Raw genomic sequence first — 14,585 nt, 5'->3', positions numbered from 1 at the left:
GCGCGGATGAGCGACGGCGAGATCGAGGCCGCCCTGCTTAGCATGCCGGCATCGCCAACCGATGACGAGGATGTGCTGGAGCGCGCCGCCCTAGTGCGGTGCCAGCTTGATCGGCGCAACACGGCCGCCATGCAGGCGACGCAGGCGCCGCCGGCATCGCCCGCAACGGTCGAGGTGATTGTGCCGCCTGAGCTCGGCGCAACCTGCATCCAGTCAGTCGACAGGCGCAAATACTTCTATCCTCGCTCGACTGAGGACGGCCGCGTGGTGATTGATTTGCCATGGGACACCTTCCGAAAATTGGCGTTCGCGACGCCGGGTGAAACCAATGTCAGCCCCGCGAACTGGCTCGCTTGCAATCCGCACCTGGTCGACAGGTTGCCGAAGAACGCGCCGCCGCCGCTTGCTGATGCGCCACAGCCAGAGGTTTTGTCGTGGTGACCGCGATGATCCCGTTTTGTGAAATCGTAAGGAGCGTCGGACCCGGAGCCGCCATCATGTCTCTGAAGCACCCAGTAGAGCAGCACCTCGACGACGCCCGCGCCGCGCTCGATCGGATGGCGGCCACCGCCGATGAATGGCGCGCACTTCCCACCGACAGGCTTGAGAAATCCGCCGATACTTTCGCGAAGATCGCGATCGCACGCCGTAAGGCCAGTGCGGCGCTTGATGCCGCTCTCGCGGCGATGCCGTCGTTCCGGGCAATGATCCTGCAGGATCGCCGCCTCCCCGCGCTCTATGGCTCTCCCAAGCATGATTACGCCGCCGATGTCGCGGGCCAAGCTCGCCGAACTTCACGCGCAGAGGAGAAGCCCAATGACAAGTTTCGATAAACTGCACCGTGGCGGCAAGGTCGCCGCCGACGTCGCCGACGACACGCTGGAGAAGGCCGCGCTCGCCGCCGAGGCTCGTCGCCTGCCGGGCTCGACCGTGCCCAATGTCGATGCCGCGCGCGCCGTCGCCAAGCGTGCAACCACCGTCCCGGCCGAGCATCACGGCACCTCAGGGCCTGTCGATCCGACTCGGCGCCGTGAGTTGGGCGAGATTGATGTTTTCATTGATGGCAGCCGGCATCGTATCCGGGCCGCAATCGACCAAGATCACCTGCCACCTGCATGGCTTTGCCGTGAAGCTGGACGATATCGAGCTGACGCTTCGGAATGCGCTATGCGCCGAAGCTTCGTATTTCAACGCTGCACAAGGTCGCGCTGAGCAGGCCGAGCAAATCCAGGTGATCGCCGCGTTGATCGAGCGCGTGATCGCCCGCAGGAAATGGACCGCAGACGCCATCGTCGGCGAGCTGAATCGCCAGCGGTATCACGCAATCTAAGCAAAAGGAGACAAGCAAATGTCGACTACACCAACAAGGCAGATGACCCCGCCCGCCGGGCAATCCCCCACTATGCTGCACCTACGCGACGGCAGCACGCTTACGCCGGACGCGCGGGGTAAGTGGAATGCCCCCACGAAGTTTGTCGGCGACCTGATCAACGCTGGCTGGAGAACTGTTTGAGACCGCGCGGTCTTGCCGCGCGCTGACTGGCCGGGCTTGATCTTGGCGCCGAGTCCCCGCGGCGCCGCTTTGATCGCCCGGCCCCTCGTATTGCCTTCGGGCCGCGCTTCGGCGCAACGGCTTCACGGTCGACTGCGGATGAACCGGCGATCGTGGAGCGAAACTACCGTGGCGGCTTCTTCTACTCGGCGATCGCGTCGGCCTCCCGCCGCCAAGCCCCGTGTTGGTGGACAAGGGGTGTCAACCCGCGGAGTAAGCATCGCGCTCTCGGTGTGTCGCCGGTGATGGCGATCATCCCCCTGCTCGGACTGCATGGCAGGGTGTCAGACCTTGAGAAGGGATTCTCAAAATGGGCGCCGCCGATCACGCGCCCAATGCGCTCATTTAACTCCGCGCGGTGGCGCGAATCTTTGATCGCCGCAGTCGCCGAGGTGATAGCCGGCGGCTAGAGGGGCCACGGCGAGATCGCACCATAACGTCAAGAGCGTGGCGTAGCATCTGTGACGGCATGTACTGTGTTTGTGGATAGCTGCGCGAACGCCTGATGAATTTGGGCATTTCGAATTGCGCTCTCCTTTTGGTCGATCGGGTTGACGAAGAAGTTTTCCAGGTCTTCACGTCGCATCGGAAATCCTAAATGCCTTCCGACGGCGGCCACAAGATCGAGGTACTGGTCCGGACTTCCGCGATCACTACCAGCCCTTGAATAGCAAACAAACCACGCATCTAGAATTTCCTGGTTATCGCGGAAGATGACCTTTGCGGCATTCAACGCCGTCAGCATTGTTGCTGATCCCCAACGGCCACGTTCGGACATGAGAGCTGAAAAAATGTTCAGCTCTCGCTCGCGCTGTGCCGTTTGGGCCTTGAGTTTTTCAGCGCGTATTGGCGCTCGATAAGCGTAAAACGCCGACACAGCCGAAACAACGAGAGCAGCGGCGGAAATATACTCGGCCGTCGTCATCGGGACCGTCTCCCAAAGGAACGAATCATCGCGTCCAAGGATGACACGCGGCGCATGCAATTGCTGGCCGACGCTCGTTTGTCCCGCTTATTCACAGCGGGGTGTGCCGTGATCGTTGCCAGTGCCCCGCGATGCGATCCGCTCGCTGGGGGCCGCTGAAGAAGTTTGGCGAGCACCGCGACGATCGATTGCGCCGTCCAATTGCCTTCACCCGTTAGCACCAATGCCGCCTACGGGCAGCTCCACGCGCCGGCCCTGCGCTAACGCGCGCGGCACGGGCAGGCCGGTACAATGTTGCTGCTTAGACAATCGTATACTTTGAGACATGGTCCCCTTGATCTCGCGCGCCGGTTGCAGTGAGATGAGCCGGCTGGGGAGATTCAAAATATGTAATTATGATTCGTGGGCGCCATGCGCCACGTTGGCTATGAGCCGACAAAGAGATTTCAATCCTAACTAACAGAACGGCACCGACTGGAGCAAGAGCGCCCGTGCGCCGCGTTCCCAACGTCAACACGATTGTCGTCAGAGTGCCTATTTTTCCAAGGGAGGGGCCCCGGAATGGAGGCTCTGGTAGGAGTCGCTCCGCGCGGCGGAATAAAATCGACCTTCGTTCGCCTAACTCGCTCTAGATTCTGGCTTGCCTGTGCGGACGTCTATCCAGCTTTGGTCGCAGCATCTAATCCATGGTCAACAACCGCTGTCTCAGTTTAATGTTCAATTCACATTTGTTCGATTTTATCGAAGGTTGGCTTTACGTTTTGGGCGTCGGCGTAGCTGGTGGTGCCCTACTCTCGGCTCGGCCAGCCCCGGCGTGTGGATGGCACGTACATAGCACTTCGACCGACACTTACTGGCGTCGCAGACGATGGTACGGTTGGCAAATCAAGCCCATGACTGACGCTGAGCTTTCGGAGCATTTTGCAGTGCAGATGGACGAACTTCGGTGCTCCGGGGCATTGGATTCGCCAAGGCGTTGCGGGAAAACCGCTTGCCCTGTCGGGCAACTTCAGTGATCTATAGGGTGCCCTGGCCAATATGTCAGGAGCATCTATGCCTGCGCAACATTCCGAGCTTGTCGAGATATCGAAACTCAACGGCGACTTCAAACGCAACTACGGCAAACTGATCGGCTCGCTTCTATTTCTTCGCTTTATCAGTGCAGCACGCGGCGGCTCTTTTCTCTGGAGCGGCCTTTTGAGTGCACCCGCTTCGGCTGGCGAGACCTGGATGGAGAAGCAGGGCTTGTCTTGGTTGTGCGGCGGACGATGGCTTTGACTAGTGCATCCGTGGTTTCGAAACGCTGCCATTGGTAACGGTGCCACACTCTGTCGGAGAATCTAGTTACGTTGTCGACGATCCGGGCTGTCTCAAACAGGAGGTAGTCAAGCACGTTCTGATGATCTCCATCTGCCAACCGGAAGACGACAACCAATCCCGGAGGCAGTTTGACCCGGCGATTGAATGCCCAGCGTGGTGAACGGTCTGCTCTGTATCGCCGCCGGCTGCGCGCCACTCGAAACGAAACGGCGATGGAGCGGTTGATGGCGAGACAGTCGACCGCGCTGTCGACGTCGACGCGCCCTCCAGCCTTAGTAATCGCCGACGCGATTTTTGATGCTACGGTGTCAAATGCGCTTGCCCATTTGCGCCGCGAGTCAATCCAATCGCAGTCACGCTTCAGGTTGTAACCGATGAGGTTGTAGGCATTTCGCAGCGTACCGAAATGCTCCCGATAGGTGTGCGACGAGGGAAGGCCGGGCGCGTCATTGATGATCCTAACACTAAGGCGCCCGTGCTTGTGAAGCGTGCGGCGCAATTGTGCCAGCATCTCATCCTTTGGCAGACTGACCCATCGCCCCTTCATGAGCTGCTGAACGCGCGCAAACAGGTCGGGATCGATAATGGGTGTCAGTGCTCCGTTACACCTGACCCACTGAAGCTCCGGGTTGTTCACGCCCTTCTGCTTTAAGCGAGACGATCGGCGATTGTAGACGAGATTGCCGATGTAGGATTCGTTTTGGAGCATCCAATGGATCGTCATCCGGCTCCAACGCTTGCCCTTGCTGTTGGGTATGCCTCTTTGATTCAGCTCGCGCGCGATTTTGAGTTCCGATCTGACGACGAGGAACCGATTGAATATCCATCTTACCGTGGCGACCTCGTCAGGTGCCCCGGGCCTCAACTTGATATGATCGGTGTGTAGGTACTTGCGTTCGCCTTTTTTCAGTGAGCACTTGGGGTTTTCGTTCTCATCCACGAGCTCCCGAGAAAGCCCATAACCCACGGCGCCGCCCTGCTTGAAGCCGAGACTCGCCAATCTACACGCGCCGGCATGAACCTTCACGGATAGCTCGCGGCTGTATTCAGCGGCCATCACTCGTTTCAGGTTCTTCACAATACTGGAAAGCAAGCTTCCGTCATTGTCGAACTGCTCCGCGCAATATGAGACCTTGATCCCGGCTTTTTTGCAGAGGTACTCATAGTGCGCGCTCTCATCGACGTCTTGAAAGCGCCCCCAACGGCTGACGTCGTAGACGAGGATGTGGCTGAAGTCGGCGTGACCAATGTCTTGCAGCAGCTTCAGCAAACCTGGTCGGTTCTTAAGTTGGAGGCCGCTCTCACCGTCATCGCGGTAGGTGCGGACAATAGTTAGATCATGAGCCTGCGCGTATGCGGCAATCGCGGCAGCTTGGTTCACGATGGAATATTCTTGATAGTCGGTCGACATGCGCACGTACTGCGCTGCTCGCAGCGCCAATTGTGCCTGCGGCACGCGGATTTGTCGGACTATAAGGGCATTGGCCATGGTAGGCCCCCGTTGGCGGCAGCAAAAATAGAGTCTTGCTGGCGTGAGCCGGTGTCCTGCCCGGCAACAATCAAACGCTCTTCGAGGCGGACCCGCAAGCGCCGACAAACTGTCCCTGTGGATGATCCCAGTTCGGCAATTCCGTCGCAATCGCGAGTCGCGTCGCAGCAATCCCTGCGCTGCGGCGTCCGATAGCGCTCCGTTCGCCGGGCGGTCCTTCATCCAGCCGATCGTATCGAACGCACCACCGCCGGCCGCTCGCTGGCCTGCGTGGCTTCAGAGCGGCTTGACGCGATGCTGGTCGCGGTGCAAAGTTCCGATTGCCGTCATGGCCGGGTTTCACAGGCCCGTTTTTCCCAAAAGGAGACCAAGCAATTGAGGCGGGTGGCGCACGCGCCGCCGCTGAAAATGCTTTGGATCATTCTTAAAGGGGAAATCAAATATGACGAAGATCACCGACACTACCGACGCCGCCCTCCTCGCCCTGATCGCGCGGCACGACCAGATGTGGACTCGGATCGACGCCTTTCACGCGGAAGAGGACTCGCAGATGTGCGGCTGTCCCGAGCACGTGGCGCTCGCGCACGCTGCTGAACAACTGGCTGTCCAGATCATCGCGACCCCGTGCAGCACCCGGCAAGCCGTGGCCGGCAAGCTGCGCGTGGCCCATCACGAAGACTTCGACCACGACATAGCGACCCAGATCATGCTGCGCCACGACCTTGCGCGGGTCGAGGCGGCCGAGCGTGAAGCCGCGGTCTAGCTGCGCGCCCAACTATCGCTACGGGCCGCCCCATCGAGGGCGGCCTTTTCGTTTGTTAGTACGGTTTTCCCTCACTCGTGATCGTAAATCTGCGTGCTCTATGCACACAATCTGTGTGCGACGCGACGTGTCGCGCCTGTGACTTACGGATTGCTCGATGGAAACCGAAAATCTGAACCTTAGAGTCCCGCCCGGCCTTCGGGATGCGCTGAAGGCTGATGCAGCCGCGAGCATGCGCTCGCTGAACCAGCACGCCGCCTATCTGCTGACTGAGGCGCTGAAGCGCCGCGAACGCGACAGCAAGATCGCCGAGCAGCACGCCGAGACCAAGGCGAGCGCCTGAAATGAACCGCGCCAACCCCTACACCCAGCGCATGATTGAGCGGGCCATCAAGGCCGCGCGCGCTTGCGGGCTTCAGGTGGTTGGCGTGAAGCCGGACGGCACCGTCCTTACGGCGGAAAAGTCGCCTCCCCTCGCCGAAACATCCTTGACCAATGGTCCGCCGCTCCGCGATGCTAGGGAGAAATTGCCTTGCACGTGATCCATTGCGGAGACACGGCCGTGGGCCGGGACCGTATCCGGTATTTCCTCTACCTCTATGGTCGCTGGCGCTGGCGCCCGACCAAGGCCATGAAGGCGCACGGATTCGGCCTTGTCACGATGGGTCGCGGTGGCCCTGGTACTGACTCTGACGGCAATCCAAAGCCCCGCGTAGAAGACCAACAGCGCGCGATTGAGCTCAACCGCGCATGGGATCAGGTCCGCAGCGGGCACGCATCAGCGCCCGCCCGCACAACGACGGTGCGCTATCCAGAAGGTAGTGTCGGCCACGCCTATCAGCGCGCAATGGAATTGCGAAAGGCCGAACGGTTGGCCAAGGGCGTAGTCTGGACATCGAGACAAGAGAAGCGCGACAGTTGGCCGCGTGCATGGAAATGGCTTGGCCCTCGATTTGGCGATTGCGATCCCAAGACGATTCAGCCGGAACACTTCCTCCGCATCGATCCCGTCACCGGCAATGCGACCGGACTTGTTCCGGAGATCGAGAGCAAGGTTTCCATCACCGAGCGTCATATGGTGATCAAGGTCTGGCGCGCGCTGTGGAATCGCATGCAGGCAATGCACGGCTACTGCGATGGCCTCACCGACCCCGGCAAAGCGTTCGCCAACTCAGCGCCAGACCCCCGGCAACAGATTTGGTTGCGCCGTGAGGTGTTGACCCTGGTGCAGGTCGCATGGCGTCACAAGTTTCACGGCCTCGCCGCCTGCATGGCGACCGCTTGGGACTCGATGTTATCGCCGATCGATGCGCAAACCCTCACCGCGGGACAGGCGGACCGTGATGGCGTTGGCCTATTCTTCCGCCTCGATCGAGCCAAGACAGGCAGGGCCGCGGCAGCAACGCTCTCGCAATGGTCGACCGCGATCCTGATCGCCTATCTCGATCATATGGGCGTCGACCTACTCGACACGACACCCCTATTCTGGACGCGCGGCGGCCGGCCAGTGAGCCGCAAGGGCAAGACTGGTCAATGGGGCGGCGATCATGGGGGCGGCCGGCATGTCGTCCCCCGCCCGTACACCAAGGACCGACTCGAGAAGGACTTCGCCAAGGTGCGGGCGCTGGCGTTCGGAAAAGCTGAGCGCCGACAGCTTGGCGACATGAGACGGTCAGGTGCTGTGGAGGGTGACGCCGGTGGCGCTTCAGTTACCGACCAATCCAACAAGATGGCGAATACCGTTTCGGCCTCGAACCGGCTTCGCAAGACCTACAATCCCGTGAACGTCGCCAGTGTCCGGCGCTTCGATGAGGCGCGCGCGATCGGAGCCGAGCGCCTGGAACAAAGGGCGACCGAAAGTGTCATGACGACGCCCCTTATGACACTTTTGGAACTTCAACGAAAACGTCGAGATGGCGCTAAGTGATTGGTTTTGCGCTGGAATTGATGGCGCGAGAGACGGGACTCGAACCCGCGGCCTCCGCCGTGACAGGGCGGCGCTCTAACCAACTGAGCTACTCCCGCGGATGCCGATCACTGGACTGATCCGCGCAGGACCGAGGGCATAAAGGCCCTCATCCCGTTAGTCAAGGACGTTGCAACTCGCCGCACAAGGGAGACGCTTTCCGCGTCACCGACGCGGATTGCAGCCTGTTTTCAGGCGAACCGGCGTAGTCAGCGGAGCCCCGAATCAAATAAGGCCTGATACACCTTGGTTTCCTGACGCCGATCAGGCTCCGCCATATGAGAACCGACGGTTTCAGGACTTTCCGGACGCGTATTTCCTGACGCGGACTGCGCGCCGTTGGCGCGAAAGCATCATCCAGCAACGAGGAGGGCCACACATGGCGAAGAAAGCAGCGACCCCGGCGACGATCACGCTGAAGCACCTGGCGGCGGCCATCGCCGAGGATCAGGAACTGTCCAAGAAGCAGGCCGAAGCGATCCTGACCGACATGGTCACCCGGATCACAAAGCATCTCAAGAAGGGCGAGCGGATCCGCATCGTCGGGCTGGGGATCCTCCAGGTTCGCAAGCGCGCCGCCCGCATGGGCCGCAATCCCGCCACCGGCGAGCAGATCCATATCAAGGCCAGCAAGAAGGTCGCCTTCCGCGCCGCCAAGGAGCTCAAGGAAGCCGTCTAGCCGAAGCGTCGAGGCCTGCCCTGAGGCGTCATTCCGGATCGCGACGCGGACCCGGAATGGCGCTTTTCTGTTATAGAGCCTAGCTGGACAGAGAATTCATCTTCGACGCGCTTGCTTCGCGCGAACCGCATCCGTTTCGCTCGACAACGCGCCCTCCCGTTCCCTTACTTTGTGCGGTCTTCATGCTGGCACCGGTTCTCGACTTCAAGCACACCGTCACCGAGCGCTTCCTGCGCTATGTGGTGATCGACACCCAGTCCGATCCCGATTCGCCGACTTGCCCGTCCACCGAAAAGCAAAAGAATCTCGGCCGGCTCCTGGTCTCCGAGTTGCAGGCGATGGGAATATCGGACGCCCATCTCGACGCGCACGGCTACGTCTACGCGACCATCCCGGCCAACACCGAGAAGAAGGTGCCGGTGATCTGCTTCTGCTCGCACATGGACACCTCGCCTGATTGCACCGGCAGGGATGTCAAGCCGCAGATCGTGCAGAACTACCGCGGCGGGGACATCGTGCTGCCGGCCGATTCCTCACAGGTGATCCGCGCCTCCGAGCATGAGGCGCTGGCTGGCCAGATCGGCAACGACATCATCACGACTGACGGCACCACCCTGCTCGGCGCCGACAACAAGGCCGGCGTCGCCGAGATCATGGATGCGGCGCACTTCTTCGTCAGCAATCCGAAGGTCAAGCACGGCACGATCAAGATCCTGTTCACGCCCGACGAGGAGATCGGCCGCGGCGTCGACAAGGTGGATATCCAGAAGCTCGGCGCCGATTTCGGCTACACCATGGACGGCGAAAGCGCCGGCCATATCGAGGACGAGACCTTCTCCGCCGACGGCGCCAGCATCATCATCGAGGGCGTCGCCACCCACCCCGGCTTCGCCAAGGGCCGGATGGAGCACGCGATCAAGATCGCCGCTGCGATCGTCGAGCGCCTGCCGAAAGACACCTGCTCACCCGAAACCACCGAGGGCAAGGAAGGCTTCCTGCATCCGGTCGCGATCTCGGGCGCGCTGGAGAAGGCGCGGATCGACTTCATCGTGCGTGATTTCACCTCGGACGGATTGAAGCAGAAGGAGGCGCTGCTGGAAGGCATCGTGAAGGATGTCATGAAGGCCTATCCGCGCTCGACCTACCGCATGGAGGTCCGGGAGCAGTACCGCAACATGAAGCAGGTGATCGACCGTCACCCCGAGGTCGTCGCCTACGCGATCGAGGCAATCAAACGCGCCGGCCTGACGCCGGTGAAGACCTCGATCCGCGGCGGCACCGACGGCTCGCGGCTATCGTTCATGGGACTACCCTGCCCCAACATCTTCGCCGGCGAGCACGCCTTCCACTCGCGCCTGGAATGGGTGAGCCGGCAGGACATGGAAAAGGCCGTGCAGACCATCGTGCATCTCGCGATGATCTGGGAAGAGCGGGCGTAGGTCGTAGCAGACTCTCTCCCGGTCATTGAGAGCGGAGCGAAGCGAAGCAACCCATCTGTCCGCACGTGCGGGGCGATGGATTGCTTCGTCGCGGAGCCTGCCATCGGGCCGGACCCGTTGGCTCCTCGCAACGTCGGCAATCCACCACTGCAACGGCGGCAGTCGACCTCAGGCCCGTGCGGTGACGATCCAGATCGCAGCGGGCAGCAGCACCGAATCCCCCTTCGCGAACGGCGTCAGCGCCTCGCGGATCGAGGTGATGGCAGCGGCCCGCACATCGTCCGGATGTCCCTCCAGCGCGCGGCTGGCCGGGCCGATCTCCAGCGCCGCCTGCACCGCAGCGTCGAGGCCCCGCCCGATCGCGACGTCGAGCTCGAGCCGGCACGGCTCCATGGCGATCCCGGAAAACCCGGCTTCACCGAGGATCCGGTTCACCCGCGCCTCGGACGCGAACGAAAACGGACCCGGATCCTCCGGCCCAAGCTGCGGCAGCTTCGGCACGTGCTTGTAGACAGCCTGCAATGACACCATGAAGAACGGATTCTCGCGCGGCTCCTTCCAGCAGGCGAAGGCGAGCCGGCCGGTTGGTTTCAGCGCCTTGCGCAAATTGGCGAATGAGACCGCGGGCTCGGCAAAGAACATCACGCCAAAGCGCGACGCGAGCAGATCAAAGCTTGCTGGATCGAACGGATAGACCGTGGCGTCGGCAAGCGCGTAGTCGACCGGCATCTCCTTCGGCGTGCTCTGCCGCGCTCGCTCCAGCATCGGCCCCGAGACATCGACGCCGAACACATGACCTGACGGCCCCACCTTGTTCGCGAGCGCATTCGTGGACGCGCCGCTGCCGCAGCCGACATCGAGCACGCGCTCGCCGGCAATCGGCTTTGCGCGATCGACCAGCAGGTCGAGCACCGGTTTAAGGACGATGTCCTGCGCCGCCTGCCGCGCGGCCCAGCGCTGCCCGCCCGGCCCGTTCCAATACGCGATCTGATCAGCGTTACGCTCGTGACCTTGCGCCGTGTCCATCAGCAGGTCTCTCTGGTTGCGGCCCGCAGCATCGGCATCACCTGATAGGTGAAGCCGGCATTGGCCTTGGTGGCGGGATCGTTGGCGATGATCTCAAGCGGATCGGCATCGTCAGGCAGTTGCAGCACGCCCAATCCCCAGACGCCGGCGGGATCACCCACCGGCCCGAAGATCAGCGCCTTGCCGGCGCGCAACAATTCGCCGCAATAAGCGACGTGCGCCTGCATGATCTCGGCCTCCCGCGGCGTCATGTCCTGCGGGAAGGTCGGGCGCGGACCGGTCAATTTGCAAACGTAGTGCTTCATCGACCTGCCCCCTCGCTCGCGGATCAGTTGGCAGCAGCGCTCGCCGGTTTGGCCTGCTTCGGCGCAGCCGTTTTCGCGGCCGGCTTGGCATGCGTCTTGGCCGCAGCCGGTGGCGCATTGTCGCTACGGGCGATGCCCCACGGATCGGTCGGCTTCTGGTCCGGCACACTGTTGATGGCACGCTGGTAGGCGCGCTGCGCCCGCTGCTCGTTGGCGATATCCGCCGGCGACTTGTCGATCTCTTCCCGATATCGCTGAACATGGTCCTGCGCGAAGGCAGGTCCGGCGATGAAGGCGGTCAGGAGAATGGCGGCGGCGATCATGCGCATGGATCGAGTTCCCGGTTGTGCGACGAGCGGAAACATATCATCGCGGAAATGTCGGCGGCAATTTGTGCGGAATTGGAGGATGGTCGGAGCATGAACCAGTCCGCCTACGCTCGTCTTCGGCATGACAGCCTTCGCCCTGCGGAAGCGAGGAAGCGGCACTCGTGCCGCGGAGGCTGGCTGGCCGAGCCGTAGCCCGCAGGGCGAAAGGGCGCTGCTTCACTAGATTCCGGCGTCTAAGCTTGTGGATTGTGTAACGGGACCTTGCCACTCCACTCGAATCACGCCCAAATGTCTTGAGTCGAGCAAAAAGGGAGGTCCCGATGACCAAACTTTTGAACGACCCGGAAAACTCTTAAGCGGGAGTTTGCCCCTCCCCCGGTCGATTTGGCGACGAGAAGGGAAACAGGGTTCTCGCCCTAACAAGGCGAGGCTCGCGACGTAAGCCCGGAACATGCGGTCGCCAAACGCATGGGATGGGGTCAAGTCGGCAAGAGAAATGCCCCGTAACAGCCCCCCGACACTAGGGATACGGCTCCGGGGCATTTTTGTTTGCGCAACGTCCACCGCTCCGAGGCGCGGGAGGAACATCATGAATGATAGTTGGGCTCGATGCGTCGATCGGCTGCAGTTTCGTTTATCCCTGCTTGAGGGTGCAGTCAGCCCGCCCGACACAGGTAGAGCGCGTCGCATTTCGTGGCTAAGACAGGAAATCGACGAAGTCGAATTTCACCGCAAATTCGTTCGCGCAATGACCGGAGCTGGCTAACTGGCAGGTTACAGCGAACAATGTTTGATGGATTTCAATTTCCAAAGACGATCCTAGCTTGGTGCGATCTTCACTCTGGTGCTGCTGGATGGGCCCAGGCCATCGTGGCATCGCTGGCGATCGTTGCCATCTATTACACGGCCACCATCCCAGTGAAGGCTGAGAACCGGCGCAGAGAGCAAGAACGAAAGCTGCGGGCTGACGGAATGGCCCTGCTATTGCTGCCAGATATTCTCGTGCTCAAGGGTGAGATTGAGACTGCGATCGATTCCGGAAGTATCCTCGATCGGCCCGTGGCCGTCCCCGGTAGTCTGATACAGCGGGCCGATGATCTCTACCTATTGGATGACGCTGGCGCACGCCTGTTACAGGCGATCGGCATGGTGAATGGAGTTGCGGCCCAAACGCAACGTTATCAAATTAAAGCAATCACCGCGCAGGGCGTGCAGATCCGGGGCATGATTCCGGTCGGGAACGAGATTTGGAAGAACAACGTGAGCACGCTCAAGCTCTGTCTCATGAACATCGACGAGGTAGTTGAGCAATTCGCTCGCCGGGTAGGAGAAGCGTGAGATCGCAATCAGCGAGGTCCCTGACTACTGTGAGGTTGCTCCAGACGCGTTGTCTAGCAGACATGGTGGGCGGTGAGAGGATCGAACTCCCGACCAATGGTGTGTAAAACCAGTGCTCTACCGCTGAGCTAACCGCCCTTACCTGGGCGCCTCTTTAGCCTCGCCGGGCCCCGCGGTGCAAGGTCGATGGCTCTAATCCGTCGGGCGTCCCGGCAATCCCGCGAGATCGTTGATCCACGGCGCGGCTGACCGGCACCAGACTTGGCGTTTCGGCGTCAATTGGTTGCGTTGGCGGATGCTGCCCCAGCGGATGCCCCAATCGTCGGGCCCCCCGACCTCGCCACTGGTGAACAAGGGGGAACCGCAATCCTCGCAAAAGTGCTGGAAGCGGATCTGGCCGTTGTCGCCTCGCTTGCCGTACACCTTCGGCGTCCGTCCGGTCAGTCGCACCTGCTCGGCGGCGCAGATCACCGTGACGCGGTAAGGCGATCCGGTGAGGGTCTGACAATCCGTACAGTGGCAGATCGACACCCGCTCCGGATCGATCTCGGCCTGATAGGTCACTGCCCCGCAGTGGCACCGCCCGTCGATCTGCATGTCTGCCTCCTTCTGCCACCGTAACGAACATAGGGCGCCCATCGTTACCTCTCCACCACGACAGTCCCCCGGGCCCGCCGATGGCATGCTAGTTTGGTATCCCAATTGTGGCTTGTATGGGATACCAGATCGGGATATTCAGCCTGTTCGAAATCGGCCATCCACCCCTGCTTCCCCGGACCACCGTCATGTCGCAGATGCTTCAGATCCACGATCAGCTCCGTGAGATGATCCTTTCGCTCGACCTCGGCCCAGGCGAGCGCCTGACGGAGCGGTGGCTGGAGAGCCGCTTCGAGGGATCGCGCACGCCGATCCGGGCGGCGCTGGTGCGGCTCGAGGGCGAAGAGCTGGTGCGGCGCGACGGCCGCAACTGGATCGTCGCGCCGATCGATCTTGGCGAGCTGGAAGCCCTCGCCGAATTCCGCGTGCCGCTGGAGACGACCGCGGTCCGCCTCGCCTGCGCGCGGGCCAGCGAGGCCGAGATCGCCGGGATCGAGGGCATGCTCGATGCCTGCCAGTCGGGCGCGCCCCGCGAGGAGTGGCACCGCGTCGGCACTGATTTCCATGTCGAGATCGCGCGCCTGTCGGGCAATCCCTTCATCGTCAAGGCGATCGCGGGCGCCATGACCCGACTGTCGCGGGCGCGCTGGCTGGAAGTGTGGACCGAACCCTCGCGCGAGCAGGCCTGGCGCGAACACCGCCGCATTCTCGGCTTCATCAAGAACAACGAGCCGGATGCCGCCGCGCGCGAGGCGGCCGAGCACATCAGCGACACCCGCGACCGGCTGCTTCGCTCGCTGAACGAGGATCGCCGTGGCCTGCGCGCACGCGGCTTTGCCGTGATCGGGCTGCGCTGA

17 protein-coding genes, 2 tRNA genes and 1 pseudogene are annotated in these 14,585 nt (G+C 61.7%); 12 read left to right on the top strand and 8 right to left on the bottom strand.

Annotated elements, in window-relative coordinates; all coding sequences use genetic code 11:
- Positions 1-6 precede the first annotated feature (6 nt).
- The 3 genes from P6U25_RS16915 (at position 7) to P6U25_RS16905 (ending at position 1,330) form a co-directional block, all read left to right on the top strand.
- A complete protein-coding gene (locus tag P6U25_RS16915) occupies positions 7-441 on the top strand; it encodes a hypothetical protein (RefSeq protein WP_407152249.1) in 435 nt (144 codons plus the stop codon).
- A 56-nt stretch (positions 442-497) separates the two neighbouring features.
- Complete coding sequence (locus P6U25_RS16910; RefSeq protein WP_407152248.1) at positions 498-833, top strand: hypothetical protein; 336 nt, start codon at positions 498-500, stop codon at positions 831-833.
- A 215-nt stretch (positions 834-1,048) separates the two neighbouring features.
- The gene (locus P6U25_RS16905) at positions 1,049-1,330 is read left to right on the top strand and encodes a hypothetical protein (RefSeq protein WP_407152247.1); all 282 of its coding nucleotides are present in this window, start codon (positions 1,049-1,051) and stop codon (positions 1,328-1,330) included.
- A gap of 661 nt (positions 1,331-1,991) precedes the next feature.
- Here the strand turns inward: P6U25_RS16905 and P6U25_RS16900 are convergent.
- A complete protein-coding gene (locus P6U25_RS16900; RefSeq protein ID WP_407152246.1) occupies positions 1,992-2,477 on the bottom strand; it encodes a DUF6680 family protein in 486 nt (161 codons plus the stop codon).
- 713 nt (positions 2,478-3,190) lie between these two features.
- Here P6U25_RS16900 and P6U25_RS16895 point away from each other — a divergent pair.
- A pseudogene (locus tag P6U25_RS16895) lies at positions 3,191-3,493 on the top strand (hypothetical protein); the annotation flags it as partial.
- A 140-nt stretch (positions 3,494-3,633) separates the two neighbouring features.
- Here P6U25_RS16895 and P6U25_RS16890 read toward each other — a convergent pair.
- Positions 3,634-5,286: a recombinase family protein gene (locus P6U25_RS16890; protein WP_407152245.1), complete on the bottom strand. Its 1,653-nt coding sequence runs from the start codon at positions 5,284-5,286 to the stop codon at positions 3,634-3,636.
- 442 nt (positions 5,287-5,728) lie between these two features.
- Between P6U25_RS16890 and P6U25_RS16885 the strand changes: the two genes are divergently transcribed.
- The 4 genes from P6U25_RS16885 (at position 5,729) to P6U25_RS16870 (ending at position 7,976) form a co-directional block, all read left to right on the top strand.
- The gene (locus P6U25_RS16885; RefSeq protein ID WP_407152244.1) at positions 5,729-6,049 is read left to right on the top strand and encodes a hypothetical protein; all 321 of its coding nucleotides are present in this window, start codon (positions 5,729-5,731) and stop codon (positions 6,047-6,049) included.
- A gap of 157 nt (positions 6,050-6,206) precedes the next feature.
- Positions 6,207-6,392: a toxin-antitoxin system HicB family antitoxin gene (locus P6U25_RS16880; RefSeq protein ID WP_407152243.1), complete on the top strand. Its 186-nt coding sequence runs from the start codon at positions 6,207-6,209 to the stop codon at positions 6,390-6,392.
- A 1-nt stretch (position 6,393) separates the two neighbouring features.
- Positions 6,394-6,591 (top strand): hypothetical protein, encoded by a 198-nt coding sequence (locus P6U25_RS16875; RefSeq protein WP_407152242.1) that lies wholly within the window; start codon positions 6,394-6,396, stop codon positions 6,589-6,591.
- Positions 6,582-7,976 (top strand): hypothetical protein, encoded by a 1,395-nt coding sequence (locus tag P6U25_RS16870; protein ID WP_407152241.1) that lies wholly within the window; start codon positions 6,582-6,584, stop codon positions 7,974-7,976. Before P6U25_RS16875 ends, P6U25_RS16870 begins: the two co-directional genes overlap by 10 nt.
- A gap of 21 nt (positions 7,977-7,997) precedes the next feature.
- Here P6U25_RS16870 and P6U25_RS16865 read toward each other — a convergent pair.
- A tRNA-Asp gene (locus tag P6U25_RS16865) sits at positions 7,998-8,074 on the bottom strand.
- Positions 8,075-8,394: 320 nt separating this feature from the next.
- On the opposite strand from P6U25_RS16865, the gene P6U25_RS16860 reads away from it, so the two are divergent.
- Entirely contained in the window at positions 8,395-8,694 is a 300-nt protein-coding gene (locus P6U25_RS16860) for an HU family DNA-binding protein (protein ID WP_212398826.1), read from the top strand.
- Positions 8,695-8,876: 182 nt separating this feature from the next.
- Positions 8,877-10,133, top strand: coding sequence for a peptidase T (pepT, locus tag P6U25_RS16855; protein WP_407152240.1), 1,257 nt, complete (start codon positions 8,877-8,879; stop codon positions 10,131-10,133).
- Between the two features lie 168 nt (positions 10,134-10,301).
- Here the strand turns inward: pepT and P6U25_RS16850 are convergent, their stop codons facing one another.
- Genes P6U25_RS16850 through P6U25_RS16840 form a run of 3 tightly spaced genes read right to left on the bottom strand, consistent with a single transcriptional unit; the run spans position 10,302 to position 11,793 of the window.
- On the bottom strand, positions 10,302-11,159 hold the full coding sequence (locus tag P6U25_RS16850; protein ID WP_407152239.1) for a class I SAM-dependent methyltransferase: 858 nt from the start codon (positions 11,157-11,159) through the stop codon (positions 10,302-10,304).
- On the bottom strand, positions 11,159-11,464 hold the full coding sequence (locus P6U25_RS16845; protein WP_407152238.1) for a YciI family protein: 306 nt from the start codon (positions 11,462-11,464) through the stop codon (positions 11,159-11,161). The genes P6U25_RS16850 and P6U25_RS16845 overlap by 1 nt, the downstream gene beginning before the upstream one ends.
- Before the next feature lie 23 nt (positions 11,465-11,487).
- Positions 11,488-11,793, bottom strand: coding sequence for a hypothetical protein (locus tag P6U25_RS16840; protein WP_407152237.1), 306 nt, complete (start codon positions 11,791-11,793; stop codon positions 11,488-11,490).
- A 786-nt stretch (positions 11,794-12,579) separates the two neighbouring features.
- On the opposite strand from P6U25_RS16840, the gene P6U25_RS16835 reads away from it, so the two are divergent.
- Positions 12,580-13,131 carry a hypothetical protein gene (locus P6U25_RS16835; protein WP_407152236.1) on the top strand — a complete coding sequence of 184 codons (552 nt, stop codon included), beginning with the start codon at positions 12,580-12,582 and terminating at the stop codon, positions 13,129-13,131.
- Between the two features lie 63 nt (positions 13,132-13,194).
- On the opposite strand, the gene P6U25_RS16830 is transcribed toward P6U25_RS16835, so the two are convergent.
- Both P6U25_RS16830 and P6U25_RS16825 read right to left on the bottom strand, forming a co-directional pair.
- Positions 13,195-13,269 (bottom strand) — tRNA-Val (locus P6U25_RS16830).
- Between the two features lie 54 nt (positions 13,270-13,323).
- Positions 13,324-13,728, bottom strand: a complete 405-nt coding sequence (locus tag P6U25_RS16825) for a GFA family protein (protein ID WP_407152235.1) — start codon at positions 13,726-13,728, stop codon at positions 13,324-13,326.
- A gap of 188 nt (positions 13,729-13,916) precedes the next feature.
- On the opposite strand from P6U25_RS16825, the gene P6U25_RS16820 reads away from it, so the two are divergent.
- Positions 13,917-14,585 (top strand): GntR family transcriptional regulator, encoded by a 669-nt coding sequence (locus P6U25_RS16820; RefSeq protein WP_407152234.1) that lies wholly within the window; start codon positions 13,917-13,919, stop codon positions 14,583-14,585.

This window comes from Bradyrhizobium sp. ORS 86, from assembly GCF_045571475.1.
In the GTDB taxonomy this organism is placed as follows: Bacteria; Pseudomonadota; Alphaproteobacteria; order Rhizobiales; family Xanthobacteraceae; genus Bradyrhizobium.
The sequence above is the reverse complement of the archived record's forward strand: the minus strand, read 5'-3'. Positions and strand labels throughout refer to the sequence as shown.

Bases quoted from the DNA above. Each gene is read 5' to 3' on its own strand.
- P6U25_RS16880 (WP_407152243.1), top strand. From the start codon at position 6,207: ATGGAAACCGAAAATCTGAACCTTAGAGTCCCGCCCGGCCTTCGGGAT.
- P6U25_RS16835 (WP_407152236.1), top strand. From the start codon at position 12,580: ATGTTTGATGGATTTCAATTTCCAAAGACGATCCTAGCTTGGTGCGAT.
- P6U25_RS16900 (WP_407152246.1), bottom strand. From the start codon at position 2,477: ATGACGACGGCCGAGTATATTTCCGCCGCTGCTCTCGTTGTTTCGGCT.
- P6U25_RS16915 (WP_407152249.1), top strand. From the start codon at position 7: ATGAGCGACGGCGAGATCGAGGCCGCCCTGCTTAGCATGCCGGCATCG.
- P6U25_RS16890 (WP_407152245.1), bottom strand. From the start codon at position 5,286: ATGGCCAATGCCCTTATAGTCCGACAAATCCGCGTGCCGCAGGCACAA.
- P6U25_RS16910 (WP_407152248.1), top strand. From the start codon at position 498: ATGTCTCTGAAGCACCCAGTAGAGCAGCACCTCGACGACGCCCGCGCC.
- P6U25_RS16875 (WP_407152242.1), top strand. From the start codon at position 6,394: ATGAACCGCGCCAACCCCTACACCCAGCGCATGATTGAGCGGGCCATC.
- P6U25_RS16845 (WP_407152238.1), bottom strand. From the start codon at position 11,464: ATGAAGCACTACGTTTGCAAATTGACCGGTCCGCGCCCGACCTTCCCG.
- P6U25_RS16905 (WP_407152247.1), top strand. From the start codon at position 1,049: ATGTTTTCATTGATGGCAGCCGGCATCGTATCCGGGCCGCAATCGACC.
- P6U25_RS16850 (WP_407152239.1), bottom strand. From the start codon at position 11,159: ATGGACACGGCGCAAGGTCACGAGCGTAACGCTGATCAGATCGCGTAT.
- pepT (WP_407152240.1), top strand. From the start codon at position 8,877: ATGCTGGCACCGGTTCTCGACTTCAAGCACACCGTCACCGAGCGCTTC.
- P6U25_RS16840 (WP_407152237.1), bottom strand. From the start codon at position 11,793: ATGCGCATGATCGCCGCCGCCATTCTCCTGACCGCCTTCATCGCCGGA.
- P6U25_RS16860 (WP_212398826.1), top strand. From the start codon at position 8,395: ATGGCGAAGAAAGCAGCGACCCCGGCGACGATCACGCTGAAGCACCTG.
- P6U25_RS16825 (WP_407152235.1), bottom strand. From the start codon at position 13,728: ATGCAGATCGACGGGCGGTGCCACTGCGGGGCAGTGACCTATCAGGCC.
- P6U25_RS16885 (WP_407152244.1), top strand. From the start codon at position 5,729: ATGACGAAGATCACCGACACTACCGACGCCGCCCTCCTCGCCCTGATC.
- P6U25_RS16820 (WP_407152234.1), top strand. From the start codon at position 13,917: ATGTCGCAGATGCTTCAGATCCACGATCAGCTCCGTGAGATGATCCTT.